Consider the following 21,655-nt stretch of genomic DNA (forward strand, 5'->3'; position numbering starts at 1 on the left):
TTCGCAAAAGGGGACCCAGATTTGGGTCCCCTTTTCGCGTTTCAGCACCCGGCGCTGCGAAGACGCTCGAAGGCACGTGATTGAATTGAAGGTTGGCGGACCAGTCCGCCGGCCCTCCTCACGCGCCCCCCAGCGCCGCGGCCGGGTACCGCAGGCTACAAGACTAGAGAGGGATCACCGTGGCGGAGCAGAACGACGGCCGCAAACCCTTCCGCCGCAGTGGCGGATCCGGACAGGGCGGTTTCGGCAAGCCGCGCGACAATGCGGCGGACGATCGCCGGGAAGGCCGGACCGGCCGCGACGGTGGTTTCGATCGCGACCGCGGTGACCGCGGCGGCTACCGCGGCAGCCGTGACGACTCCGGACGTGGCGGTTTCAACCGTGAAGGCGGTAACCGCGAAGGCGGCCGCGGCTTCGGCGGCCGTGGCGGCGAGAACCGCGGCGGCGGCTTCAATCGCGAGGGCGGCGACCGAGGCGGCTTCCGTCGCGGCGGCGACGACCGCGGTGGCTACAACCGTGAGGGTCGCGAAGGCGGCTACAACCGCGAAGGCCGCAGCGGCGGCAATCGCGAAGGCGGTTTCAACCGCGAGAATCGTGGCGGCTTCAACCGCGGCGACAGCGACCGTGGCGGCTACCGCGGCAACCGTGACGACTCCGGACGCGGCGGCTTCAACCGTGAGGGCGGCAACCGCGAGGGCGGTTACAACCGCGAAGGCCGTGGTGGCTTCAACCGTGGCGGCGAGGGCCGTGGGGGTGGCTTCAACCGCGCCGGCGGCTCGAACCGCGAAGGCGGTTACAACCGTGAAGGTCGCGGCGGGTTCAACCGTGGCGGCGAAGGCCGTGACGGCGGATTCAACCGCGGCGGCGCGAATCGTGAAGGCCGCGAGGGCGGTTACAACCGCGAAGGCCGCGGCGGCTTCAATCGCGAGGGCCGAGAGGGCGGGTTCAATCGCGAAGGCCGTGAAGGCGGCTACAACCGCGACCGCCGCGAAGGCGGATTCAATCGCGAGGGCCGTGAAGGCGGCTACAACCGCGAGGGTCGCGACGGTGGTTACAACCGTGAAGGCCGCGAGGGCGGCTACAAGCGTGAAGGCCGTGACGGCGGCTTCAACCGTGGCGGGCGTGACAACGAAAACCGTGACGGCGGTAAGGGATTCGGTCGCGATCGCGGTGACCGTCCCGAGCGTTCGGATCGTGCCGAGCGCGGGGATCGCGAGGAGCGGAAGAGCTTCGGGCGCAATGGTTTCGGCGACGATCGCGCGAAGGACGGCGACGATCGCGCCGAGGGCAAGGACTTCGAGCGGTCGGAGCGGTCCGAGGAGCGTGGCGACCGGGATCGTTCGGAACGGTCGTACGACGGCGGCAAGGATCGGCGGCGTGGCGGCGAAGGCGCCCGGGCCGGCGGCGGGCGTCCGGGTGAGCGGCGTTCGGGTCGTCCCGACGAGCCCGCGCTGCCCGACGACGTGCAGGCCTCCGATCTGGAACCGGCCGTCCGCCGCGACCTGCTGAGCCTGGACAAGAGCAATGCCGAGTCGGTGGCCCGCCATCTGGTGATGGTCGCCCAGCTGCTGGACGAGGATCCGGAACTGGCGCTCGCGCACGCCCGCGCGGCCCGCCAGCGCGCCGGCCGCATCGCCGTGGTGCGGGAGACCGCCGGTGTGGCGGCCTATCACGCAGGTGAATGGGCCGAGGCGCTCTCGGAACTGCGCACCGCCCGCCGCATGTCCGGCGGTTCCGGCCTGCTGGCCGTCATGGCCGACTGCGAACGCGGCCTGGGCCGCCCGGAGCGCGCCATCGAACTCGGCCGCAGCGACGAAGCCCGCGCCCTGCAGGGTGACGAGGCGACCGAACTGCGCATCGTCGTCGCCGGCGCCCGCATGGACCTCGGCCAGTACGACCAGGCCGTGGTGACCCTGCAGACCGCCGAACTGGATCCCGCCCGCACCGGCTCCGCCGCGGCCCGCCTCTTCTACGCCTACGCCGAGGCCCTCCTCGCCGCCGGCCGCGCCGAGGAAGCGCTCACCTGGTTCATGAACGCCGCCTCCGCCGACCTCGACGGCGAGACCGACGCCGAGGACCGCGCCGCCGACCTGGCCGAGGGCAACACGGGCGACCGCGCTGCCTGGGACATCGACGACGCCGACGAGGACGACGACTCGGACGAAGACGACTCGGACGACGAGGCCGCCGATGACGCAGGTGCCGACGACTACGACGGCGACCTGGCCGCCGATGACGCCGCCCCCGCTCTCGACGAGGATGCGGCCGCCGCCGACTCGCGCCGCAGCACCGTGGCCGAGGACGCGGAGACCGCGGCCGACGCCGAAGACATCGACGACGCCGCCGACGTGATCGACGACGATGACGACGACGCGGACGCGCCTGCGACACAACCTGCCTCGGCCACTGGCGACCCGGAAACCGACGCGCGTTCCGAGAAGTCCTCGGAGAACTGAGCGACGTAAAACGCTGGTGAAAACGACCGCGTGGCAACCCGACCGGGCCGCCACGCGGTCGTTTTGTATTCGCTGAGCAGGCGTACGTCCGCCGTGCTCCGGTTCCGGCGCAATGGACGTCCGCCGGTGCGCCCCTTGCGGGGACCGGCTCGAGTGCGATGCCACCGTCGCACTGTTCGCGCCGCCGGCGGCATCGGCCCGGCACGAATCCGCTGATCCGGTTGGCGGCGTGGTGTAGGTCGGGTCCACGGGCGGAAGGATGCAGCCGGTACGGCAGGCCGGGGGTCTGCCGTAGTGAAGCCCAGCCTGTCCAGCGGCGCCCTCAGCCGGACTGGCTCGAGTGGGATGCCACCGTCGCGTCGTGCGCCCGCCGGCGGCAGCGGCCGGGTACGGATCGGTGTGACCCGCTGTTCCGGTGGGGTGGTGCGGTAGGCCAGGATTACAAGCGGCGGCAGGATGCGGCCGGTGCGGGCACGCCGGGGTGGACGGCGGGCGCGTGGAACTGTTCGGTGAGAGCGAGAGGGCGTCACATGCGGCTACGGGATCGATTCGGGGCACTGCTGCTGGATCTGGACGGCACGCTGTTCCGTGGACATGATCCGATTCCCGGTGCGCCCGAGGCGCTTTCGGGGGACGGTACGGATCAGCGGCTGGTGTATGTGACCAATAACGCGAGCCGGTCGGCCGCGGGGGTGGCGCACCATCTGCGCGAAATGGGTTATCCCGCAACCGAGGACGAGGTGGCGACGAGCGCTCAGGCCGCCGCGCATCTGCTGGCGAAGCGATTGGGGCCGGGGTCCACGGTGCTCGTGGTGGGCACCGATGATCTCGTGGCGGAAGTGGAGAACGTAGGGCTGCAGGCGATCCGGCGCTTCGACGGCGTGGTGCCGGACGCCGTCGTGCAGGGGCATTCGCCGCTCACCGCGTGGGCCGATCTCGCCGAGGCCGCCTACGCCCTGCGCGGCGGAGCGCTGTGGGTGGCCGCGAACACCGATGCCACGCTGCCCAACGAACGCGGCCTGGCACCGGGCAACGGTTCCATGGTGGCGGCCTTGCGCACCGCGTCCGGCCGCGAACCGATCGTGGCGGGCAAGCCGTTCGCGCCCCTGCTGGAGGAGGCCATCACCCAGGGCGGGACGCGCGATGCCCTGGTGGTCGGCGACCGTCTGGATACCGATATCGACGGCGCGCACACGGTCGGCCTGCCGTCGCTGATGGTCCTCACCGGCGTCAGTACGCTCGCGGATCTGCGCAACCAGCCGCGCACCCAGCTGCCCACCTATGTCGGGGAATCCCTCGACGCCCTCAATCACCCTGTCGCGGCGGCGCTGCCGGACCTGACGAACGGCGCGGATATCGCCGACGGGCTGGCGGAGCTGCTGCGCGCCAACCCGGGCCGGGCCATCGCCGTGGCCGCCCCGCCCGCCGCGCAGGGCTGATCCGGTACGCCTACAACGGCTTCCGCGCCTCGACCAGGGTGCGAGCGGAGTACGCGACGAAGGGTCCTTCGGCGCTGATCCGCTCGTGCAGCATGCGCAGCCGGTACAGGTATTCCTCCACGGTGAACCCGGGCACCATCCAGATCACCTTGCGCAGGAAGTAGATCACCGCGCCGATATCGTGGAACTCCATCCGCAGCCGCTCGGTGCGCAATTGCACGATGTCGAGCCCGGCGGCCCGGGCATCGGCGGCCTCCCGCTCCGGATCGCGCTGCAATCGCGCTTCCGGCTGCGGCCCGAGGAAGTACTCGACGAGCTCGAAAACACTGGCGGGCCCGACATGCTGGGCGAAGTACGCGCCACCGGGTTCCAGCACACGCGCGATCTCCGCCCACCAGATAGTGGCCGGATGCCGGCTGGTGACCAGATCGAAGGCATTGGCGGCGAACGGCAGTGGCGGTTCGTCCGGATCGGCCACCACCACCGCGCCGCGCGGATGCAGCAGCCGCGTCGCCTTCTCCAGATTGGGCGGCCAGGATTCGGTGGCGACCATGGTGGGCGGCAGCAGCGGCGCTTCCGCCAGCACCTCGCCGCCGCCGGTCTGGATATCGAGGGCGGCCCGGGCGACGGCCAGCCGCGACGCCTGCTGCCGCTGATACCCCCAGGACGGCCGCGCCTCGGTCGCGCGCCCGGCGAGCCAGGAGAAGTCCCACCCGTCCACCGATACCGCGGCGGCTTCGGTCACCAGATCATCGAAGTTGCGGTCCATTTGCTCCATGCTGGCACAGCCGCGCAACAGACTTTTCCGGCGCGCGGTGAGGATGCCGGCGCGGGCGGGTCGGCGGCGGGATCGGATGCGGCACGGGTACGTGTGTTCGAATGGGAGTTCGGGTAGCGTTGTCGCCACGATGAACATGCCCACGCCCCGCCCGCCGATGCCCGCGCCGGGACCCCGCCCCGGGGTGCCGCTGCCCGGGCAGCACCTTGCGGGCGCGAATCAGGAATTCGCCGACCCGCAGCGAGTACAGGCGGAGGTGGACGCGCTGCTGGCCGAATTGGCGGCGGGCGCACGGGATTCGGCCGATGCAGGCACGGACCTGATGCGGCGCGCCAAGATTCTGGAGCAGGCGCACGACGTGCTGGTGCAGGCCCTGGCCACGGTGGACAAGATCTGAGGTGGCCAGGCGCGCGCGAGTGGACGCGGAACTGGTTCGTCGCGGATTGGCGCGGTCGCGGGAACACGCGGTCGAACTGATCACGGCGGGTCGCGTCCTGATCAATGGAACGGTCGCCACCAAGGCGGCGACGGGCGTCGAGACGGGGACGCCGCTGCTGGTCCGGGAGGAACCGGACGAAGTGCAGTGGGCTTCGCGCGGCGCGCACAAACTCCTCGGCGCCCTGGCGGCGTTCGAACCGCTGGGCGTCTCGGTCGACGGTAAACGCTGCCTCGATGCCGGCGCCTCGACCGGCGGCTTCACCGATGTGCTGCTGTCCAAGGGCGCGCAGGAAGTGGTGGCCGCCGATGTCGGCTACGGCCAGCTGATCTGGCGCCTGCAGAACGATGATCGCGTCCGGGTGCACGACCGCACCAATGTGCGTTCCCTCACCCCCGAACTCATCGGCGGCACAGTCGATCTCGTCGTCACCGACCTCTCTTTTATCTCCCTGGCCCTGGTGCTGCCCGCGCTGGCGGCCTGCGCCGCCCCGGGCGCGGACCTGCTGCCGATGGTCAAGCCGCAGTTCGAGGTCGGCAAGGACCGCGTGGGTTCCGGTGGCGTGGTGCGGGATCCGGCCCTGCGCGCCGAAACCGTGCGCGAAGTCGCCGCCGCCGCAGCGAAACTGGGTTTGCGCACCATGGGCGCCACCGCCAGCCCGCTGCCCGGTCCCTCCGGCAATGTCGAGTACTTCCTCTGGCTGCGCAAAACCGGCGGCCCGGCGGATTCCGATGCGGTGGCCGGCGCGGCCGAGAACGACGCCGAGACCGCCGGTGACCGCCGTGACGGCGCGTCCGCCGGCTCCTACACATACGATTCTGACGAGGCGGCGCGGGTGGCGGCGCTGATCGATCGGGCGGTGCAGGAGGGTCCACAGTGAACGCGGCGAGCACGACCAGGGAGATTCTGCTGGTCGCGCATCCGGGACGGCCCGAACTCATCGAGACCGCGCATCGCGTCGCGAAGATATTCGACGCCGCGGGCATCGGGTTGCGGGTGCTCGAGGACGAGGCCTACAGCACGCGTTTCGATCTGAACGATCGGGGCGAAGCGGACGGCTACCCGTTCCGGGTGATGGAGCACGGACCGGACGCGGCCGTCGGCTGCGAGATGGTGCTGGCGCTCGGCGGGGACGGCACGTTCCTGCGCGCGGCCGAATTGGCGCGCAGCGCGTCGGTGCCGGTGCTGGGCATCAATCTGGGCCGGATCGGGTTCCTGACCGAGGCCGAGGCCGAACATCTGGACGAGGCGCTCGCGCAGGTCGTGCATCGCGATTACACCGTCGAACAGCGCATGACCATCGATGTCAGTGTGCGCGTGGATGATCAGGTGGTGGAACGCGGCTGGGCGCTGAACGAGGCAAGCATCGAGAACGCCGCCCGCATGGGCGTGCTCGAGGTGGTGCTCGAGGTCGACGCGCGCCCGGTGTCCGCTTTCGGCTGCGACGGCGTCCTGATCGCCACCCCGACCGGTTCCACCGCTTACGCTTTCAGCGCCGGCGGCCCCATCGTGTGGCCGGAACTCGAAGCGCTGCTGGTCATCCCGAGCAATGCCCACGCCCTGTTCGCGCGGCCCCTGGTCACCAGCCCGGAGTCGCTGATCGCGGTGGAAACCGTTGCCACGGGCCACGATGCGATAGTTTTCCTCGACGGCCGACGCACCCTCGCATTGCCGCGGGGCGGCCGGGTCGAGGCGGTCCGCGGGACCGAGCCGGTGCGCTGGGTGCGTTTGGATTCCGCGCCCTTCGCCGACCGGATGGTGCGCAAGTTCCAGTTGCCCGTGACAGGCTGGCGGGGCCGCCCGTCTGCACGAACGGAGAGCACGAGTGCTGACAGAGATCAGGATTGACGGACTCGGCGTAATTTCCACCGCCACCGCGCAATTCCATGAAGGTTTGACCGTTCTGACCGGTGAGACCGGTGCGGGCAAGACCATGGTGGTCACCAGCCTGCACCTGCTCAGCGGGGCGCGCGCCGACGCGGGCCGGGTCCGGCTGGGGGCCTCGCGGGCGGTGGTCGAGGGCCGCTTCACCGTCGAGGAGGTGCACGACAGCGCCCGCGCCGAGGTCGAGGAGGTCCTCGAAGCCTCCGCCGCCGAGAAGGACGACGACGGCAGCATCATCGCGGTGCGCACCGTCGGCAGCGACGGGCGCTCGCGGGCACACCTGGGCGGGCGCAGCATTCCGGCTTCCGTGCTCTCGGATTTCACCACGCCGCTGCTCACCGTGCACGGCCAGAACGATCAGCTGCGCCTGCAGCGCCCGGACCAGCAGTTGCACGCACTGGACCAGTTCGCCGCCGATGCCGTGGCCCCGCTGCTGTCGAAGTATCAGAAGGCGCGGCGCAAATGGCTCGACGCCCGCAACGAACTGCTGGAACGCACCGCGCGCAGCCGCGAACTGGCCCTGGAAGCCGATCGGCTGACCCAGTCGCTGGCCGAAATCGACGCCATCGCACCGCAACCCGGCGAAGATGTGCACCTGGTCGACGAAGTGCGGCGATTGTCGGATCTGGATTCGCTGCGCGAAGCCGCCGCCACCGCCCACGACGCCCTCGCCGGTCCCGCCGACGCGCCCGGGGAGAGCTCCGGCGCGCTGGATCTGCTCGGCACCGCCCGCGCCCGCATCGAAGCCGCCGAGGATCCCGCCCTGGCGGTGCTGGGTCCCCGTCTGGGCGAGGCGATTTCGGTGGTGGTGGATCTGGCCACCGAACTCAGCTCCTACCTGTCGGATCTGCCGTCCGATCCGGGCGCACTGGACACCATGCTGGTGCGGCAGGCCGAACTCAAGACGCTCACCAGGAAATACGCCCCGGATATCGACGGCGTCATCAAATGGGCCGATGAGGCGCGGACCCGCCTGGAATCCCTGGACGTGTCCGAGGAAGCCTTGTCCGCCATGGCGAAAGACGTCGAAGCGGCCGCCGAGAAGGTGCGCGAGACCGCCAAGAAACTGACCGCCGCGCGCACCAAGGCCGCGGGCAAGCTCGCGTCCGCCGTGAGCACCGAACTGGGCGGTCTGGCGATGGGCCGGGCCCGCCTGGAGGTGCTGGTGCAGCCGATGCCCGCGGGCCCACAGGATTCCGCGCCGCTCACCATCGACGGCCAGGAACTGCACGCCGGGTCAACCGGGGTGGACGAGGCCGAGTTCCGGCTCGCCGCGCACTCCGGCGCACAGCCGCTGCCCTTGAGCCGCAGCGCCTCCGGCGGTGAACTCTCGCGCATCATGCTCGCCCTGGAAGTGGTGCTGGCCAGTTCCGAACACGGCACGACCATGGTGTTCGACGAGGTCGACGCCGGCGTCGGCGGTCGCGCCGCGGTCGAAATCGGCCGTCGCCTGGCCCGTTTGGCGCGTACCCACCAGGTCATCGTGGTCACCCACCTGCCGCAGGTGGCGGCCTTCGCCGACACCCACCTGGTGGTGGACAAGGTCGATGACGGCAAGGGTGTCAAGTCCGGTGTCCGCGCGCTCACCCAGGACGAGCGGGTCGTCGAATTGGCGCGCATGCTGGCCGGTTTGGGCGATACCGAGACCGGACGCGCGCACGCGTGGGAACTTCTCACCACCGCCCATGCCGAAAAGGTCGCGGCGGCAGGGTAGCTTCTTCGGCGATGACCGAAAAAGCCTGGAACTTCGCCGATCCGCCGACCGTCGCCGTCTTCGTCGACCAGCGCATTCTGCGCGACGGTGACTGGATCGCCTATGTGACGCACGACGACAGCGACGCCGCCTGGCAGTTCCACACCGCCGGACCGGATCTGGCGCACGCCCTGCTGGTGGAATTGTCGGAAGTGGTGGAACGCGATCCGACCGTCGCGGAGCTGGCGAACCTGCCCTACGGCTGGATCGCGCGCCGCTCGGAGGCGGGCGCGCCGTGGGAATGGGCGCCCAGCACTCCGGAAGCGGGCGTGTCCTGCGTCAATCGGCCGGTGGCGCTGCGGCTTCGGCGAGCGCGGCGCGGACGATGGCGCGGGAAGACCAGGCCATGAGCTCGGCCGCGGCCTCCTGATCGAGGCCGCAGGTATCGCGCGTGCTCACCACCGCCTCTACCCCGAACACCAGCGCCAGCGCCTGGGCGAGGCGTTCCAGTTGCTCGGGTGAGAGCCGGTCCGCCGCCGGTCGCACTGCGGCGCGGGCCATTTCGAGCCGGGTGGTGCCGCGGATCGGCACCCGTTCCGATTCCGGCAATTCGTACTGATCGAACCAGCGGTCCAGGGTGGCGCGCAGCACGGTCCGCCACAGCACCTCGTCGGCCAGCTGCATGTGTGCGGTCTTGCGCACCAGCGCCACGACCCGTTCCTCGACGTCTCCCTCCAGCTCGTCGAGCACCTTGAAGAACTCGTTCCGCAGCGTCAGCTCGCGGGTGGCCAGGTCGGCCCACAGCGATTGCGGATTCGGGAAGTACCGGTAGGCGGTGGCCGGGGAGACCCGCGCGGCGGCCGCGACCTCGGCGATGGTGGGGGAGCGGCCCTCCTTGGCGAGGGTGACGGCGGCGTCGAGCAATGCCTCCCGGGTGCGCATCTTCTGATTTTGTCTGCCACTCGTGAGAAATTTCTCTTGACGTGAGAAACTCATCTCACGAAGATAGCAGAGTCTCACAAACACGGGAGGATGCGTGATGACGACCAAGGATGAAATGGATCGGATCTTCGCCCGGCACTGCGCGGCGGAGGCGGACAAGGACATCGGCGCGATTCTGGACACGCTGACCGACGACGTCGAACACGACGCGGTGGGCGATCCGCGAGGGGTATTGCGCGACAAGACCGCGATCGCCGAACGCTATCGCGATATCTTCGACGCCCTCGACGAGGACAAGATGGAGACCGTGCACCGGTACTACGGCGAGGATTTCTTCGTCGACGAATCGCACTGGTACGGCCGTGTCGTCGGCGATTTCATGGGGGTTCCGGGCGGCGGGCGGCCGGTGGACTTCCGGATCCTGCACGTCTGCGAGATTCGCGACGGGCGGATGAGCCGCGAGAACGTCTGGCTCGATGTCGCCGCCATCATGCAGCAACTGGCGTCGGCCCAGTAGTCTGCGAACAATTCAACTTCGACGGGGAGGATTTTCCATGTCCAGCAATCGAATCCGCCGGATGGCCGCCGCCGCGCTCGCCGGCGTGGCACTGGTCTCGGGCGCCGCGGCCACCGCCGGCGCGGCGCCGCGGCATTCCGGGACGGCTGCCCAGATCGCGCAGCAGGCCGGCGATCTGGGGCCGTTCGCCCAGGAGAGCGAATGCCTGGCCCGCGGTAACCGGGGCATCGAGAACGGCGAGTGGAACGACTACGAATGCGTCGGCGGCGCCGGCAACTGGACCGTGGTGCCGAAGTAGGGAACTACTTGAGGGCCTTGCGGACGCCGCCGATCAGGGCGTTCGTGAGGCCCTTCAGGCCGATCTCGAGGACCTTGCCCGGCACGGGCAGGCTGGGCTCGGACTCCATGGTGTAGACGATCTTGGTGCCGCCGGGGGCGTCGGCGAAGGTGATGGTGCCGACGTGGCGCTTCACCGGCGCGCCGGCGATGACCCGGTAGACCATCTTCTCGCCGGGGACGAGTTCGGTGGTCTCCTCGGTGACGCCGACACCGGCCAGGCCCAGGTGGTACTGCGCGCCGACGCCGGAGGGCACGCCCGCGCCGGGCTTCTTCAGCGAGATCTGGATGGGCAGATACGGGGTGAGGCTGTCGCGCTCGCTGAACAGCTTGAAGACGACGTCGCGGGGGGCCGAGAGGACGGTCTCGACAGTGGTGCTGGTCATGGTCGGCAGCATATCCTTACTCGCCGGTAAGGCGACAGGGCGCAGTCGGACAATCCGGCGCAACAGGGACATTCGGGCGCGGCCGCCCGGCATCACTGTGACGAATGGCGGGACGCGCGCGGCGCGCCTCCACCAAAGGTTGAGACTTTCGAGCAATCATCGAGCGTTATGAAGATGCTGGCCTTGCTGTCGCGCAATACCGAAACGCTGCCTGGTCTGACCGGGATGGCCCGGGTCGACCGCAATACCAGGCGTTTGCTGCAGCGTGTCGGACCCGGCGACGTGGTCGTCCTCGACGAGATGGACCTGGACCGGCTCACCGCCGACCGGCTCGTCGAAGCCGGGGTGGCGGTGGTGGTGAACGCCTCGCCGTCGATCTCCGGGCGCTATCCCAATCTGGGGCCGGAAGTCCTGGTGGCCAATGGGATCGTGCTGCTCGACGCGGTCAGCTCCGATGTCTTCACCAAGATCAAGGACGGCGCCAAGGTGCGCGTCGCCGACGGCGTGGTCTACGCCGACAAGGTCTCCAAGAAGGAACCCGAGGCGCTCGTCGAGGGCATCGAGCTCACCGAGGCCGGGATCGCGGAACGCATGATCGAGGCGCGCAACGGCCTCGCCGATCATCTGGAAGCGTTCGCGGGCAACACCATCGAGTTCATCCGCACCGAAAGTTCCTTGCTGATAGACGGAATCGGGGTGCCGGAGGTCGTACTCGACATGAAGAAGCGGCATGTCGTGATCGTCGCCGACGCACCCGACCATGCCGAGGACCTGAAACGGATCAAGCCGTTCATCAAGGAGTACGCGCCCATCCTGATCGGCGTGGGCCGCGGCGCGGATACCTTGACGCGCAACGGATATCGGCCCGACCTGATCGTCGGCGACCCGGAGGAGATCACCGCCACCACGCTCAAATGCGGCGCGGAAGTCATCCTGCCGGCCGATACCGACGGGCACGCAAAGGGTTTGGAGCGCATCCAGGATCTGGGCATCGGCGCCACCACCTTCCCGTCCTCGGGCGCGCCCGCCGATCTGGCGCTGCTGCTGGCCGGGCATCACGGGGCGTCGCTCATCGTGACCGTCGGCGCGGCGGCGTCCCTGGACGACTTCTTCGATCGCGGCCGGCGCGACTCGAATCCGGCGACCTTCCTGACCCGCCTCAAACTGGGCACGCGGCTGATGGATGCGAAAGCCGTTGCGGCGCTGTACCGTCACCGGGGTTCCGGGTGGGCCGTCGCACTGGTGGTGCTGGCCGCGCTGGTCGCCATCGTGGTCGCTTTGCTGGCCACCCACATGGGCGGTGAGCTGACCACCTCGGTCGCGCACAGCTGGGATCGTTTCTCGCTCTGGGTTCAGGGACTTCTCGACAAGCCGAGGTAGGGGCCGCATGATCTCGTTTCGCCATCACGCCGTATCGCTCGCCGCGGTCTTCCTCGCGCTGGCGCTCGGTGTGGTACTCGGCACGCGCACCCACGGGGACGGGTTGTTTCCGGGCACGGGGGACCGGCAGAAGCTGGACGCGCTGGCCGCCGAGAACGCCCGGCTCGCCGAACAGGTGAAAGCGTCGGACGCGTTCCTGGCTGGGGCGGCGGGCAAACTGCTGGCGGGCAGCCTCGCCAATCGCAGCGTGCTGGTGTTCACCGCGCCCGACGCCGAGAACGCCGACGCCGACGCGGTGACGGCCGCGCTGGCCAATGCCGGGGCCACCGTCACCGGACGGGTCGGGCTCACCGGTGCTTTCGCCGATTCCGCCGAGGGCGATCGGCTGCGGACCGCCCTGGTGAACGTGGTGCCCGCGGGCGCCCAGCTGAAGATCGACGCGGCGGATCAGGGCAGTCTGGCGGGCGACCTGCTCGGCCAGACGCTGCTGACCGATCCGGCCGGACAGCCGCGCGGCACCGCGCAGGAACGCGGGCTGGCCCTCGAGACGCTGCGCGGCGGCGGGTTCCTGAACTTCACCGAACTGCAGCCCGCGCAGCTGGCGGTGCTGGTGGTCGGCGACGGGGCCAAATCCGAGGAGAACAATCGCGGCACCATCCTGGCCCGATTCGCCGGCGGATTGCGCTCGCACAGCGCAGGTGTGGTGCTGGCGGGTCGCTACGGCGCCGCCGAAGGTCCGGGGCCGATCGCGGTGGCGCGTTCGGAGGCCGGGCTGTCCGCGGTCACCACCGTCGACAATCTCGACCACGAGATCGGGCGCATCACCACCGTGCTCGGGCTCACCGAGCAGTTGAGCGGTGGCACCGGCCGATACGGCACCGGGGCGAAGGCGACCTCGCTCACAGTCGCGGCCATGCCGCGCTGAGCGAATCCGCACGCCGCGCCGCCGGATCCACCCTCAGCGGCCGGAAATGTAGCCGGGCGGGGCGGGAATCGAGCCAATCGTGAGCAACCGGTGTGCGTGGCATTCGATCGGCATCCCGAATCCGTGTTACCGTGAAGTCCCGTGGGTCAATCACGGATTCCGGCGCGCGCGGCCACGAAACACATCTTCGTCTCCGGCGGTGTCGCCTCTTCACTCGGTAAGGGACTGACCGCCTCCAGCCTCGGTCAGCTGCTCACGTCACGCGGTCTTCGCGTCACCATGCAGAAGTTGGATCCGTACCTGAACGTCGATCCCGGCACCATGAACCCCTTCCAGCACGGTGAGGTGTTCGTGACCGAGGACGGCGCGGAAACGGATCTCGATGTCGGACACTACGAACGCTTCCTCGATCGAGATCTATCGGGTGACGCCAATGTCACCACCGGTCAGGTCTATTCGAAGGTGATCGCCAAGGAGCGCCGGGGCGAATACCTCGGCGACACCGTGCAGGTGATCCCGCACATCACCGACGAGATCAAGAGCCGCATCCTCGCCATGTCGGGGCCGGACCTGCACGGGCAGGTGCCGGATGTGGTGATCACCGAGATCGGTGGCACCGTCGGCGATATCGAGTCGCAGCCGTTCCTCGAGGCGGCGCGGCAGATCCGCCACGAGGTGGGCCGGGACAATTGCTTCTTCCTGCACGTCACGCTGGTGCCCTACCTGGGTCCCTCGGGCGAGCTGAAGACCAAGCCGACCCAGCATTCGGTGGCGGCGCTGCGCAATATCGGTATCCAGCCCGACGCGCTCATCCTGCGCTGCGACCGCGAGGTGCCGCAGGGGCTCAAGAACAAGATCGCGCTGATGTGCGACGTCGATGTCGACGCCTGCATCTCGACGCCCGACGCGCCGTCGATCTACGACATTCCGAAGGTGCTGCACCGCGAGGGCCTGGACGCGTACGTGGTGCGCCGTCTCGGGCTGCCCTTCCGCGATGTGGACTGGACCGTGTGGGGCGACCTGCTGGACCGGGTGCACAATCCGCGCGAACAGGTCACCGTCGCGCTGGTCGGCAAGTACGTCGATCTGCCGGACGCCTACCTCTCGGTCACCGAGGCGCTGCGGGCCGGTGGTTTCGCCGCGCAGGCCAAGGTGAACATCCGCTGGGTGCAGTCCGACGAATGCGAGACCGAAGCCGGTGCGCGTCAGCATCTTTCCGATGTGGACGGCGTGCTGATCCCGGGCGGGTTCGGCATTCGCGGCATCGAGGGCAAGGTCGGGGCGATCAAGTACGCCCGCGAGCGCGGCATTCCGCTGCTGGGTCTGTGCCTGGGCCTGCAGTGCGTGGTCATCGAGGCGGCGCGTTCGGTCGGCATGACCGATGCCAACTCGACCGAGTTCGAACCGGACGTCAAGTACCCGGTCATCTCGACCATGGCCGATCAGGAGCAGATCGTGGCCGGCGAGGCCGATCTGGGCGGCACCATGCGGCTCGGCGCGTATCCGGCTGTGCTGGAGAAGGGTTCGGTGGTCGCGGCGGCCTACGGCGAGACCGAGGTGTCCGAGCGGCACCGGCATCGCTTCGAGGTCAACAACAAGTTCCGCGACAAGATCGCCAAGAGCGGCCTGAAGTTCTCCGGCACCTCGCCCGACGGCCACCTGGTCGAGTTCGTCGAGCTGCCGCAGGACAAGCACCCGTTCTTCGTCGCCACCCAGGCGCATCCGGAACTCAAGTCGCGTCCGACCCGCCCGCACCCCCTCTTCGCCGCGCTGATCCAGGCCGCCCTGAAATACCAGGCCGCCCTGCAGCTTCCGGTGGAGATCCCCGCTTCGGTTCCGGCCGATGAGGGTGAGAAAGTGTCTAAATGACATCCTCGCAAGGCGATAAGGGCGCGGAATCGGTTGATTCCGCGCCCGGTTCGCACGAGTTCGACACCGTTTCGAGCCGCACCGTCTACTCGGGCGCCATCCTGGCCCTGCGCCTGGACCAGGTCGTCATGCCCGGCGGCAAGATCGCCGAACGCGAAGTGATCGAACACCACGGCGCGGTAGCCGTTGCCGCCGTAGACGACAAGGGCAACCTGGTCCTCATCAACCAGTACCGCCACCCGATCGAACGCCGCCTCCTCGAACTCCCCGCCGGCCTCCTCGACAAACAAGGCGAGGACCCCCTCGAAGCCGCGAAGCGCGAACTGGCCGAGGAAACCGGCCTCGCCGCCCGCGAATGGTCGGTCCTGGTCGACGTGGCCCTGTCCCCGGGTTTCACCGACGAGGCCCTCCGCGTCTACTACGCCACCGACCTCTACGAAACCCACCAGCCCGCCCCCGAAGGCGAAGAAGCCGACCTCCAGGTCCTCCGGGTCCCCCTGGAAGAAGCCGTCCGCCGAGCCCTCGCCGGCGAAATCACCAACGCCACCGCCGTCGCCGGCGTCCTGGCCCTCACCACTGCCCGAGCCACCGGCGCCGAACTCCGCCCGGCCGACGCCCCATGGCCGGGCATGCCCACGGCCTTCCTCGATCGCAAAGCCGCACAGGCGTAATCCGCACTGCCGCGCCTACGCGTCGCGCTGCCCGAACACACCGCGTGGATCGCGATCGGCTCGGCTGTCGGTGGGGGCTGCCATGATGGGCGGCATGCCCGGATGCTCGCCGTGCTGACACGGCAGATCGATGCTTACCTCGACCATTTGGCGGTCGAGCGGGGTGCCGCGCGCAATACGCTGGCGGCTTATCGGCGGGATCTGGAGCGGTACAGAGCTTTTCTGACGGGGCGGGGGGTCGAGACGCTGGCCCGGGTGTCGGAGACCGATATCGGGGAATTCGTGGTGGCGTTGCGGGCGGGGGATGGCGAGCATCCGGCGTTGGCGGCTAGTTCGGCGGCGCGGGCGTTGGTGGCGGTGCGGGGGTTGCATCGGTTCGCGACGGCGGAGGGGATTACCGAGGGGGATGTGGCGCATCCGGTGAAGCCGCCCGCGCCGGCGCGGCGGTTGCCCAAAGCGCTGCCTTATGAGCAGGTTTCGCGGTTGCTGGAGGCTGCCGGGGGAGAATTGGCGGAGGGGCCGCGAGGGCTGCGGGATCGGGCGTTGCTGGAGTTGCTGTATTCGACGGGGGCGCGGATTTCCGAGATCACCGGGCTGGATGTGGATGACATCGATGCGGATGAGCGGGCAGTGGTGTTGCGGGGCAAGGGCGGTAAGCAGCGGATGGTGCCGATCGGGCGGCCTGCGCTGGCTGCCGTCGACGCTTATCTGGTGCGGGGGCGGCCTGCGCTCGCGTTGCGCGGGCGGGGGATTCCGGCGCTGTTCCTGAACCATCGCGGGGGGCGACTATCGCGCCAAACCGCTTGGCAGATCTTGCAATCCGCGGCCGAGCGGGCGGGGATCGCGGCGCAGGTCTCGCCGCACACACTGCGGCATTCGTTCGCCACGCATCTGCTGGACGGGGGAGCGGACGTGCGGGTGGTGCAAGAGTTGCTCGGTCATGCCTCGGTGACGACGACGCAGATCTATACGCTGGTCACGGTCGGTACGTTGCACGAGGTCTGGGCGACCGCGCATCCGAGGGCGCGATAGGCGATGATCATCGCCAGCCTTCGGCGGCACGGCGTTTGATCGTCTCGATGGCCGCCTCGGCCTCGGCCTGGGACACCTCGATGTAGTCGCTGTCGTTGTGGCCGAGCCAGTACCGGTAGAAGAATTCGGTCGGGGCCCAGCCGCCCAGTTTGAATCGATAGGACTCCGAACGGGTAACCCCGTCCACCTCGTACCGGCGCATGACCGCGGCCGGTTCGGGGCGAACATCGCTGAGCTTGAAATAGAATCGCAAATTCTCCATGGTGGAGTCCTACCGGGTTTTCGCGGGCAGCGGGAGGGGACATGGCCGGGTTCGATCGGGCCGATTCGCATGTATCTCGGTTGATCTGCTGGAATCCTGGTCGGTACCCCGTAACCTGCTGTCCCACAACCGAAGAATGCCCTCGACCGGCCACGAGACCGGAAAGGGGCCTTCTGCACCCACCCTGAAGTGCAGGTTTAGGGCGCGTGTCCGAACATAGGTCTTGCGCGAACAGACGGTAGCGTCTAGTAGGGACCGGTCCGCACACGCGGCCGGGCGCGCCGTCCACCGGCACACCAGCTGCGGGCGGGGCAAGGGCAGGAACGTCGAAGGAGCAGCGGACGTGACGACTACCGGTGGTGCGGGCCAGCGGATCGAAACCGCCGCGCAAACCCTGTGGGAGGCCGCGGATGTGGCCCCCAGCGCGGAACTCGGTCCGACCGGGCGTCCCTTGCGTGAGATCCCCGAACCCGGCGCGCCGGACCATTCCGGCGACGCGCTGATCGTGGCCATGTGCAATCAGAAGGGCGGGGTGGGCAAGACCACCTCGACCATCAATCTCGGTGCGGCGCTGGCCGAATGCGGGCGGCGGGTGCTGCTGGTCGATCTCGATCCGCAGGGCGCGCTGTCGGCGGGTCTCGGTGTGGCGCACCACGATCTCGACCTGACCGTCCACAATCTGCTGATCGGCAACGGCAAGGTCCGCGTCGACGACGTGCTGATGAACACCAAGGTCGAGAACATGGACCTGCTGCCGTCCAATATCGACCTGTCCGCCGCGGAGATCCAGCTCGTCAACGAGGTGGGGCGGGAACAGACGCTCGGTCGCGCGCTGGCGCCGCTACGCAGCCGCTACGACTACATCCTCATCGATTGCCAGCCGTCCCTGGGCCTGCTCACCGTGAACGCGCTGGCCTGCTCCGACGGCGTCATCATTCCGATGGAATGCGAGTACTTCTCACTGCGCGGCCTGGCGTTGCTGAACGATACCGTCGAGAAGGTCAGGGACCGGTTGAATCCCGAGCTGACCCTGTACGGCATCGTGGTCACCATGTTCGATGCCCGTTTGCTGCATTCGCGTCAGGTCATGACGCGCGTGGTGGAGGTGTTCGGCGACCTCGTGTACGACACGGTGATCTCGCGGACCGTGCGTTTCCCGGACGCCAGCGTCGCCGGTGAGCCCATCACCACCTGGGCTCCGAAATCCGGTGGCGCCGAGGCCTATCGCGCCATGGCGCGGGAAGTCATACACCGGTCGGGCCGTTGAGCGATTCGCCAGACGCAGCGTCCGCGCCTGTATCGGCGGAGGCGGATTCCGCCGTGCCCGGGCCGGATTCGCCGGTGGACGGCGTGCTCGCCGATATCGCGGCGGCGGGGGAGCCCACGACCGCGGCTACCTCGGCAGCCGATGCCTCGCCCGCCGATACCCCTGCAACAACGGACAATTCGGGCACATCCGGCAAGTTCCATCTGACGCTCAGCAACTTTCAAGGCCCCTTCGACCTGCTGCTGCAGCTGATCAGCTCGCGCCGGCTCGACGTCACCGAGATCGCCCTGCACAAGGTGACCGACGAATTCATCGCCTACACCAAGGCTTTGACCGCCAGCCTGTCCGAGGAACAGGGCCTGCGCGCCGACAAGATCCTGGACCAGACCACCGAATTCCTGGTCATCGCAGCCACCCTGCTGGACCTCAAGGCCGCCCGCCTGCTGCCCTCCGGTGAGGTCACCGACGAGGAGGACCTGGAACTCCTCGAGGCCCGCGACCTGCTCTTCGCCCGGCTGCTGCAGTACCGCGCCTTCAAACAGGTGGCCGAACTGCTCGCCGAACTCGAGGCGGCGGCGCTGCAACGGTATCCGCGCGCGGTCGCCCTGGAAGATCGCTACCTGGAGCTGTTGCCCGACGTTACGCTGGGAGTTGACGCCGCCGGGTTCGCGCAGGTGGCCGCGGCGGCGTTCCGGCCGCGTCCGGCACCGCGGGTGGGTGTGGATCACATTCATCAACACACCATTTCGATCGCCGAGCAGGCCGCGCTGGTACTGGAAATGCTGAAAAGCCGTGGGGCGGGCGGCTGGACGACCTTCCACGAACTGTGCGCCGACTGCGAATCGCCGATCCAGATCGTGGCGCGCTTCCTGGCGCTGCTGGAGCTGTACCGCGGCAAGACGATCGAATTCGAGCAGCCCGACCCGCTGGGCCCGCTCTCGGTCAGCTGGATCGGCGAACTCGACGACCAGCCGCCCGCGCCGGTGACGATTGAGGAGGATTACGGGTGACCGAGGCAGTGCACGACGCCGCCACACCGCAGGACCGCGAGCCCGAGGCGGAGAACGTGACGAACGACGCACCGGTCATGTCCGATGCCGACGCCGCGGCGGCCGTGCTGGCCTTCGAGGACGATCCGGTGGCCGACGGAACCGCGGTCGAGGGGCAGGGCAGGTTCGGGACCGCCGGTGACGACGAGGAATCCGAGCAGCTCGGCGACGACGAATTCCGTTCCGCGCTCGAGGCCATGCTGCTGGTGGTGGACGCGCCCGCCCCGGCGGAACTGCTGGCCTCGGCGCTGAACGACACCACGCGCCGCGTCACCCAGGTGCTGCGCGAGATGTCGGCGGAATTGAACGTCCGCCGCAGTGGCATGGATCTCAGATTCGTCGGCGACGGCTGGCGTTACTACACACGGAATGAATACGCACCGTATGTGGAACGTATGCTGTTGGACGGCGCACGGTCGAAACTGACCCGGGCCGCTTTGGAAACACTGGCGGTGATCGCGTACCGTCAACCGGTTACCCGAGCCCGAGTCAGTGCGGTGCGCGGCGTGAATGTGGATGGTGTGATCCGGACCTTGCTGGCGCGAGGGCTGATCACGGAGGCCGGAACGGACCCGGAGACCAACGGCACTTTGTACAGCACCACCGAACTGTTCCTGGAACGGGTCGGCCTCGCGTCCCTGGCGGATCTGCCGCCGTTGGCGCCCCTGCTCCCGGGCGTCGACCTGATCGACGAGATCAACGAGAGCTTGGAAACCGATCCCCGGTTCACCAGGCTCAAAAAGCCCGCCGAGGCGGATATCGACCTCGGCACCGAAGATTGATTGGACAACGTGAATACTCCCGCTCGCCGAGATGGCACACCGGAACGTAGACAACGGGGATTCGAGCCGCAGGGCGGCTCGCGACCCACCCGCGGCCGGACCGACAGGTCCGCGCAGTCGCGCGGTGGCGGTTCGAACGATTCGCGCGGCGGCGCGGGCTACGGCGGCGGCCGTGGCGGCAGCGACTCGCGCGGTGGATCCGGCTCGTACGGCGGCAGCCGCGGCGGATCCGGATATGGCGATTCTCGCGGCGGATCCGGCTCGCGCGGTGGCGCGGGCTACAGCGATTCGCGCGGCGGTCGCGGTGGTAGTGGTTCGGGCTTCGGCGGTGGCCGTGGCAGTGACTCGCGTGGCGGCGCAGGCTACGGCGGTGGCCGTGGCGGTAGCGATGCGCGCGGTGGTTCCGGTTCGTATGGCGGCAGCCGTGGTGGATCCGGCTATGGCGATTCGCGCGGTGGCTCGGGTTACGGCGGTGCGCGCGGCGGTTCCGGCGCGGCCGGAAGTTCGCGTGGCGGAAGCGGTTACGGCAACTCCGGTGCGCGCGGCGGCTCCGGTTACGGTGACTCCCGCGGTGGTTCCGGCCAGGGCCGTACCGGATTCGGTTCGGACCGTTCGGGTTTCGGCCAGGATCGCAATGCCGCCCGCGGCCGGATCGGCGGCGGGCGGCCGCTGGCTCCGACCACCGCACCGGCGCGCAAGAAGCCGAAGCCGGAGCGTCAGGTGCAGGGCCCGGTGTTGATCAGCAATGCCAAGCCGGCGCGGCATCAGCACGTGGACGCCGAGCAGCAGCAGGGCCCGAAGAAGCTCCCGTGGGGCGAGGGCGAGCGGTTGCAGAAGGTGCTCGCCAAGGCCGGTGTGGCCTCGCGCCGCGCGGCCGAGGAGATGATCGAGGCCGGCCGCATCGAGGTCGACGGCAAGATCGTGCGCGAGCAGGGTCTGCGCATCGATCCGGAGAACGCGGTGGTGCGGGTCGACGGCATTCGCGTCGTGGTCCGCGACGAGCAGGTCTACCTGGCGCTGAACAAGCCCAAGGGCTGGCAGTCCACCATGTCCGACGAGCACGGCCGCCCCTGCGTCGGTGACATTGTCGCCGAGCGCATCGCCGCCGGTCAGCGCCTGTTCCACGTCGGCCGCCTGGACGCCGACACCGAGGGCCTGCTGCTGCTCACCAATGACGGCGATCTGGCGCACCGCCTGATGCACCCGTCGTTCGAGGTGTCCAAGACCTACCTGGCCACGGTCGACGGCGAGGTCAACGCCCGCTACGTCACCAAGCTGCTCAAGGACGGCGTCGAGCTCGAGGACGGTCCCGCCAAGGTGGACAAGTTCGTGGTGCTCGAGGTCGGCCAGGGCAAGTCGCTGGTGAAGGTGGTGCTGCACGAGGGCCGCAAGCACATCGTGCGCCGCCTGCTCGCCGCGGTCGATCACCCGGTGAAGGCGCTGGTCCGTACGCATATCGGCCCGGTCGCGCTCGGCGACCAGCGGCCCGGCACCCTGCGGGTGCTCGGCCGGGACGAAATCGGGAAGCTTTACGAGGCGGTGTCGTTGTGA

The 21,655-nt window shown here is 69.0% G+C and carries 21 protein-coding genes and 1 pseudogene; 18 read left to right on the forward strand and 4 right to left on the reverse strand.

Annotated features, from left to right (window positions below):
* Positions 1 to 1,031: 1,031 nt before the first annotated feature.
* Both NY1_RS16710 and NY1_RS16715 read left to right on the forward strand, forming a co-directional pair.
* Positions 1,032 to 2,108 (forward strand): annotated as a pseudogene (locus NY1_RS16710) (hypothetical protein); the annotation flags it as partial.
* Between the two features lie 878 nt (positions 2,109 to 2,986).
* The gene (locus tag NY1_RS16715; RefSeq protein WP_067713689.1) at positions 2,987 to 3,895 is read left to right on the forward strand and encodes an HAD-IIA family hydrolase; all 909 of its coding nucleotides are present in this window, start codon (positions 2,987 to 2,989) and stop codon (positions 3,893 to 3,895) included.
* 10 nt (positions 3,896 to 3,905) lie between these two features.
* Here the strand turns inward: NY1_RS16715 and NY1_RS16720 are convergent, their stop codons facing one another.
* A complete protein-coding gene (locus tag NY1_RS16720; protein WP_067714403.1) occupies positions 3,906 to 4,664 on the reverse strand; it encodes a class I SAM-dependent methyltransferase in 759 nt (252 codons plus the stop codon).
* Between the two features lie 139 nt (positions 4,665 to 4,803).
* Between NY1_RS16720 and NY1_RS16725 the strand changes: the two genes are divergently transcribed.
* From NY1_RS16725 to NY1_RS16745, 5 genes are read left to right on the forward strand one after another with little or no spacing between them, the layout of a single operon-like run.
* Positions 4,804 to 5,070, forward strand: a complete 267-nt coding sequence (locus tag NY1_RS16725; protein ID WP_157762285.1) for a hypothetical protein — start codon at positions 4,804 to 4,806, stop codon at positions 5,068 to 5,070.
* Between the two features lies 1 nt (position 5,071).
* Positions 5,072 to 5,989, forward strand: coding sequence for a TlyA family RNA methyltransferase (locus tag NY1_RS16730; RefSeq protein WP_067713692.1), 918 nt, complete (start codon positions 5,072 to 5,074; stop codon positions 5,987 to 5,989).
* On the forward strand, positions 5,986 to 6,957 hold the full coding sequence (locus tag NY1_RS16735) for an NAD kinase (protein WP_067714410.1): 972 nt from the start codon (positions 5,986 to 5,988) through the stop codon (positions 6,955 to 6,957). Before NY1_RS16730 ends, NY1_RS16735 begins: the two co-directional genes overlap by 4 nt.
* A complete protein-coding gene (gene recN, locus NY1_RS16740) occupies positions 6,935 to 8,707 on the forward strand; it encodes a DNA repair protein RecN (protein WP_067713695.1) in 1,773 nt (590 codons plus the stop codon). The genes NY1_RS16735 and recN overlap by 23 nt, the downstream gene beginning before the upstream one ends.
* Before the next feature lie 11 nt (positions 8,708 to 8,718).
* Positions 8,719 to 9,096, forward strand: coding sequence for a hypothetical protein (locus NY1_RS16745; RefSeq protein WP_067713697.1), 378 nt, complete (start codon positions 8,719 to 8,721; stop codon positions 9,094 to 9,096).
* On the opposite strand, the gene NY1_RS16750 is transcribed toward NY1_RS16745, so the two are convergent.
* The gene (locus NY1_RS16750) at positions 9,026 to 9,628 is read right to left on the reverse strand and encodes a TetR/AcrR family transcriptional regulator (protein ID WP_169815360.1); all 603 of its coding nucleotides are present in this window, start codon (positions 9,626 to 9,628) and stop codon (positions 9,026 to 9,028) included. The two genes, NY1_RS16745 and NY1_RS16750, sit on opposite strands and share 71 nt — an antisense overlap.
* Positions 9,629 to 9,725: 97 nt before the next feature.
* Between NY1_RS16750 and NY1_RS16755 the strand changes: the two genes are divergently transcribed.
* Both NY1_RS16755 and NY1_RS16760 read left to right on the forward strand, forming a co-directional pair.
* Entirely contained in the window at positions 9,726 to 10,145 is a 420-nt protein-coding gene (locus NY1_RS16755) for an ester cyclase (protein ID WP_067713704.1), read from the forward strand.
* A gap of 37 nt (positions 10,146 to 10,182) precedes the next feature.
* Positions 10,183 to 10,443 carry a hypothetical protein gene (locus NY1_RS16760; protein ID WP_157762286.1) on the forward strand — a complete coding sequence of 87 codons (261 nt, stop codon included), beginning with the start codon at positions 10,183 to 10,185 and terminating at the stop codon, positions 10,441 to 10,443.
* Positions 10,444 to 10,447: 4 nt separating this feature from the next.
* On the opposite strand, the gene NY1_RS16765 is transcribed toward NY1_RS16760, so the two are convergent.
* A complete protein-coding gene (locus NY1_RS16765; protein ID WP_067714413.1) occupies positions 10,448 to 10,867 on the reverse strand; it encodes an SRPBCC family protein in 420 nt (139 codons plus the stop codon).
* A 168-nt stretch (positions 10,868 to 11,035) separates the two neighbouring features.
* Here NY1_RS16765 and steA point away from each other — a divergent pair, with 168 nt between their 5' ends.
* The 5 genes from steA (at position 11,036) to xerD (ending at position 16,744) form a co-directional block, all read left to right on the forward strand.
* A complete protein-coding gene (gene steA / locus NY1_RS16770) occupies positions 11,036 to 12,247 on the forward strand; it encodes a putative cytokinetic ring protein SteA (protein ID WP_067713710.1) in 1,212 nt (403 codons plus the stop codon).
* A gap of 7 nt (positions 12,248 to 12,254) precedes the next feature.
* Positions 12,255 to 13,172 carry a copper transporter gene (locus NY1_RS16775; protein ID WP_067713712.1) on the forward strand — a complete coding sequence of 306 codons (918 nt, stop codon included), beginning with the start codon at positions 12,255 to 12,257 and terminating at the stop codon, positions 13,170 to 13,172.
* A gap of 141 nt (positions 13,173 to 13,313) precedes the next feature.
* Positions 13,314 to 15,041: a CTP synthase gene (pyrG, locus tag NY1_RS16780; protein ID WP_067713715.1), complete on the forward strand. Its 1,728-nt coding sequence runs from the start codon at positions 13,314 to 13,316 to the stop codon at positions 15,039 to 15,041.
* Positions 15,038 to 15,712 carry an NUDIX domain-containing protein gene (locus tag NY1_RS16785; RefSeq protein WP_067713717.1) on the forward strand — a complete coding sequence of 225 codons (675 nt, stop codon included), beginning with the start codon at positions 15,038 to 15,040 and terminating at the stop codon, positions 15,710 to 15,712. The genes pyrG and NY1_RS16785 overlap by 4 nt, the downstream gene beginning before the upstream one ends.
* Before the next feature lie 102 nt (positions 15,713 to 15,814).
* Positions 15,815 to 16,744 (forward strand): site-specific tyrosine recombinase XerD, encoded by a 930-nt coding sequence (gene xerD / locus NY1_RS16790; protein ID WP_067713720.1) that lies wholly within the window; start codon positions 15,815 to 15,817, stop codon positions 16,742 to 16,744.
* Between the two features lie 7 nt (positions 16,745 to 16,751).
* Here the strand turns inward: xerD and NY1_RS16795 are convergent, their stop codons facing one another.
* Positions 16,752 to 17,006, reverse strand: a complete 255-nt coding sequence (locus NY1_RS16795; protein WP_067713722.1) for a hypothetical protein — start codon at positions 17,004 to 17,006, stop codon at positions 16,752 to 16,754.
* 373 nt (positions 17,007 to 17,379) lie between these two features.
* Here NY1_RS16795 and NY1_RS16800 point away from each other — a divergent pair, with 373 nt between their 5' ends.
* The 4 genes from NY1_RS16800 to NY1_RS45550 all read left to right on the forward strand — a co-directional run bounded on the left by NY1_RS16800 (position 17,380) and on the right by NY1_RS45550 (position 21,655).
* Entirely contained in the window at positions 17,380 to 18,273 is an 894-nt protein-coding gene (locus NY1_RS16800) for a ParA family protein (protein ID WP_067714416.1), read from the forward strand.
* Between the two features lie 83 nt (positions 18,274 to 18,356).
* Entirely contained in the window at positions 18,357 to 19,283 is a 927-nt protein-coding gene (locus NY1_RS16805; RefSeq protein ID WP_174567201.1) for a segregation and condensation protein A, read from the forward strand.
* A gap of 56 nt (positions 19,284 to 19,339) precedes the next feature.
* Positions 19,340 to 20,104: an SMC-Scp complex subunit ScpB gene (gene scpB / locus NY1_RS16810; protein ID WP_439956023.1), complete on the forward strand. Its 765-nt coding sequence runs from the start codon at positions 19,340 to 19,342 to the stop codon at positions 20,102 to 20,104.
* 9 nt (positions 20,105 to 20,113) lie between these two features.
* The gene (locus NY1_RS45550; protein ID WP_169815361.1) at positions 20,114 to 21,655 is read left to right on the forward strand and encodes a pseudouridine synthase; all 1,542 of its coding nucleotides are present in this window, start codon (positions 20,114 to 20,116) and stop codon (positions 21,653 to 21,655) included.

It is taken from the genome of Nocardia yamanashiensis NBRC 100130 (genome assembly GCF_001613325.1).
Classification (GTDB): Bacteria; Actinomycetota; Actinomycetes; order Mycobacteriales; family Mycobacteriaceae; genus Nocardia; species Nocardia yamanashiensis.

Excerpts from the sequence above, each read along its gene's own strand:
- NY1_RS16760 (WP_157762286.1), top strand. The coding sequence starts at position 10,183 with ATGTCCAGCAATCGAATCCGCCGGATGGCCGCCGCCGCGCTCGCCGGC.
- NY1_RS16765 (WP_067714413.1), bottom strand. The coding sequence starts at position 10,867 with ATGACCAGCACCACTGTCGAGACCGTCCTCTCGGCCCCCCGCGACGTC.
- NY1_RS16775 (WP_067713712.1), top strand. The coding sequence starts at position 12,255 with ATGATCTCGTTTCGCCATCACGCCGTATCGCTCGCCGCGGTCTTCCTC.
- NY1_RS16745 (WP_067713697.1), top strand. The coding sequence starts at position 8,719 with ATGACCGAAAAAGCCTGGAACTTCGCCGATCCGCCGACCGTCGCCGTC.
- NY1_RS16755 (WP_067713704.1), top strand. The coding sequence starts at position 9,726 with ATGACGACCAAGGATGAAATGGATCGGATCTTCGCCCGGCACTGCGCG.
- NY1_RS16715 (WP_067713689.1), top strand. The coding sequence starts at position 2,987 with ATGCGGCTACGGGATCGATTCGGGGCACTGCTGCTGGATCTGGACGGC.
- NY1_RS16750 (WP_169815360.1), bottom strand. The coding sequence starts at position 9,628 with ATGCGCACCCGGGAGGCATTGCTCGACGCCGCCGTCACCCTCGCCAAG.
- NY1_RS16720 (WP_067714403.1), bottom strand. The coding sequence starts at position 4,664 with ATGGACCGCAACTTCGATGATCTGGTGACCGAAGCCGCCGCGGTATCG.
- xerD (WP_067713720.1), top strand. The coding sequence starts at position 15,815 with ATGCTCGCCGTGCTGACACGGCAGATCGATGCTTACCTCGACCATTTG.
- NY1_RS16725 (WP_157762285.1), top strand. The coding sequence starts at position 4,804 with ATGAACATGCCCACGCCCCGCCCGCCGATGCCCGCGCCGGGACCCCGC.
- NY1_RS16785 (WP_067713717.1), top strand. The coding sequence starts at position 15,038 with ATGACATCCTCGCAAGGCGATAAGGGCGCGGAATCGGTTGATTCCGCG.
- NY1_RS16795 (WP_067713722.1), bottom strand. The coding sequence starts at position 17,006 with ATGGAGAATTTGCGATTCTATTTCAAGCTCAGCGATGTTCGCCCCGAA.
- steA (WP_067713710.1), top strand. The coding sequence starts at position 11,036 with ATGAAGATGCTGGCCTTGCTGTCGCGCAATACCGAAACGCTGCCTGGT.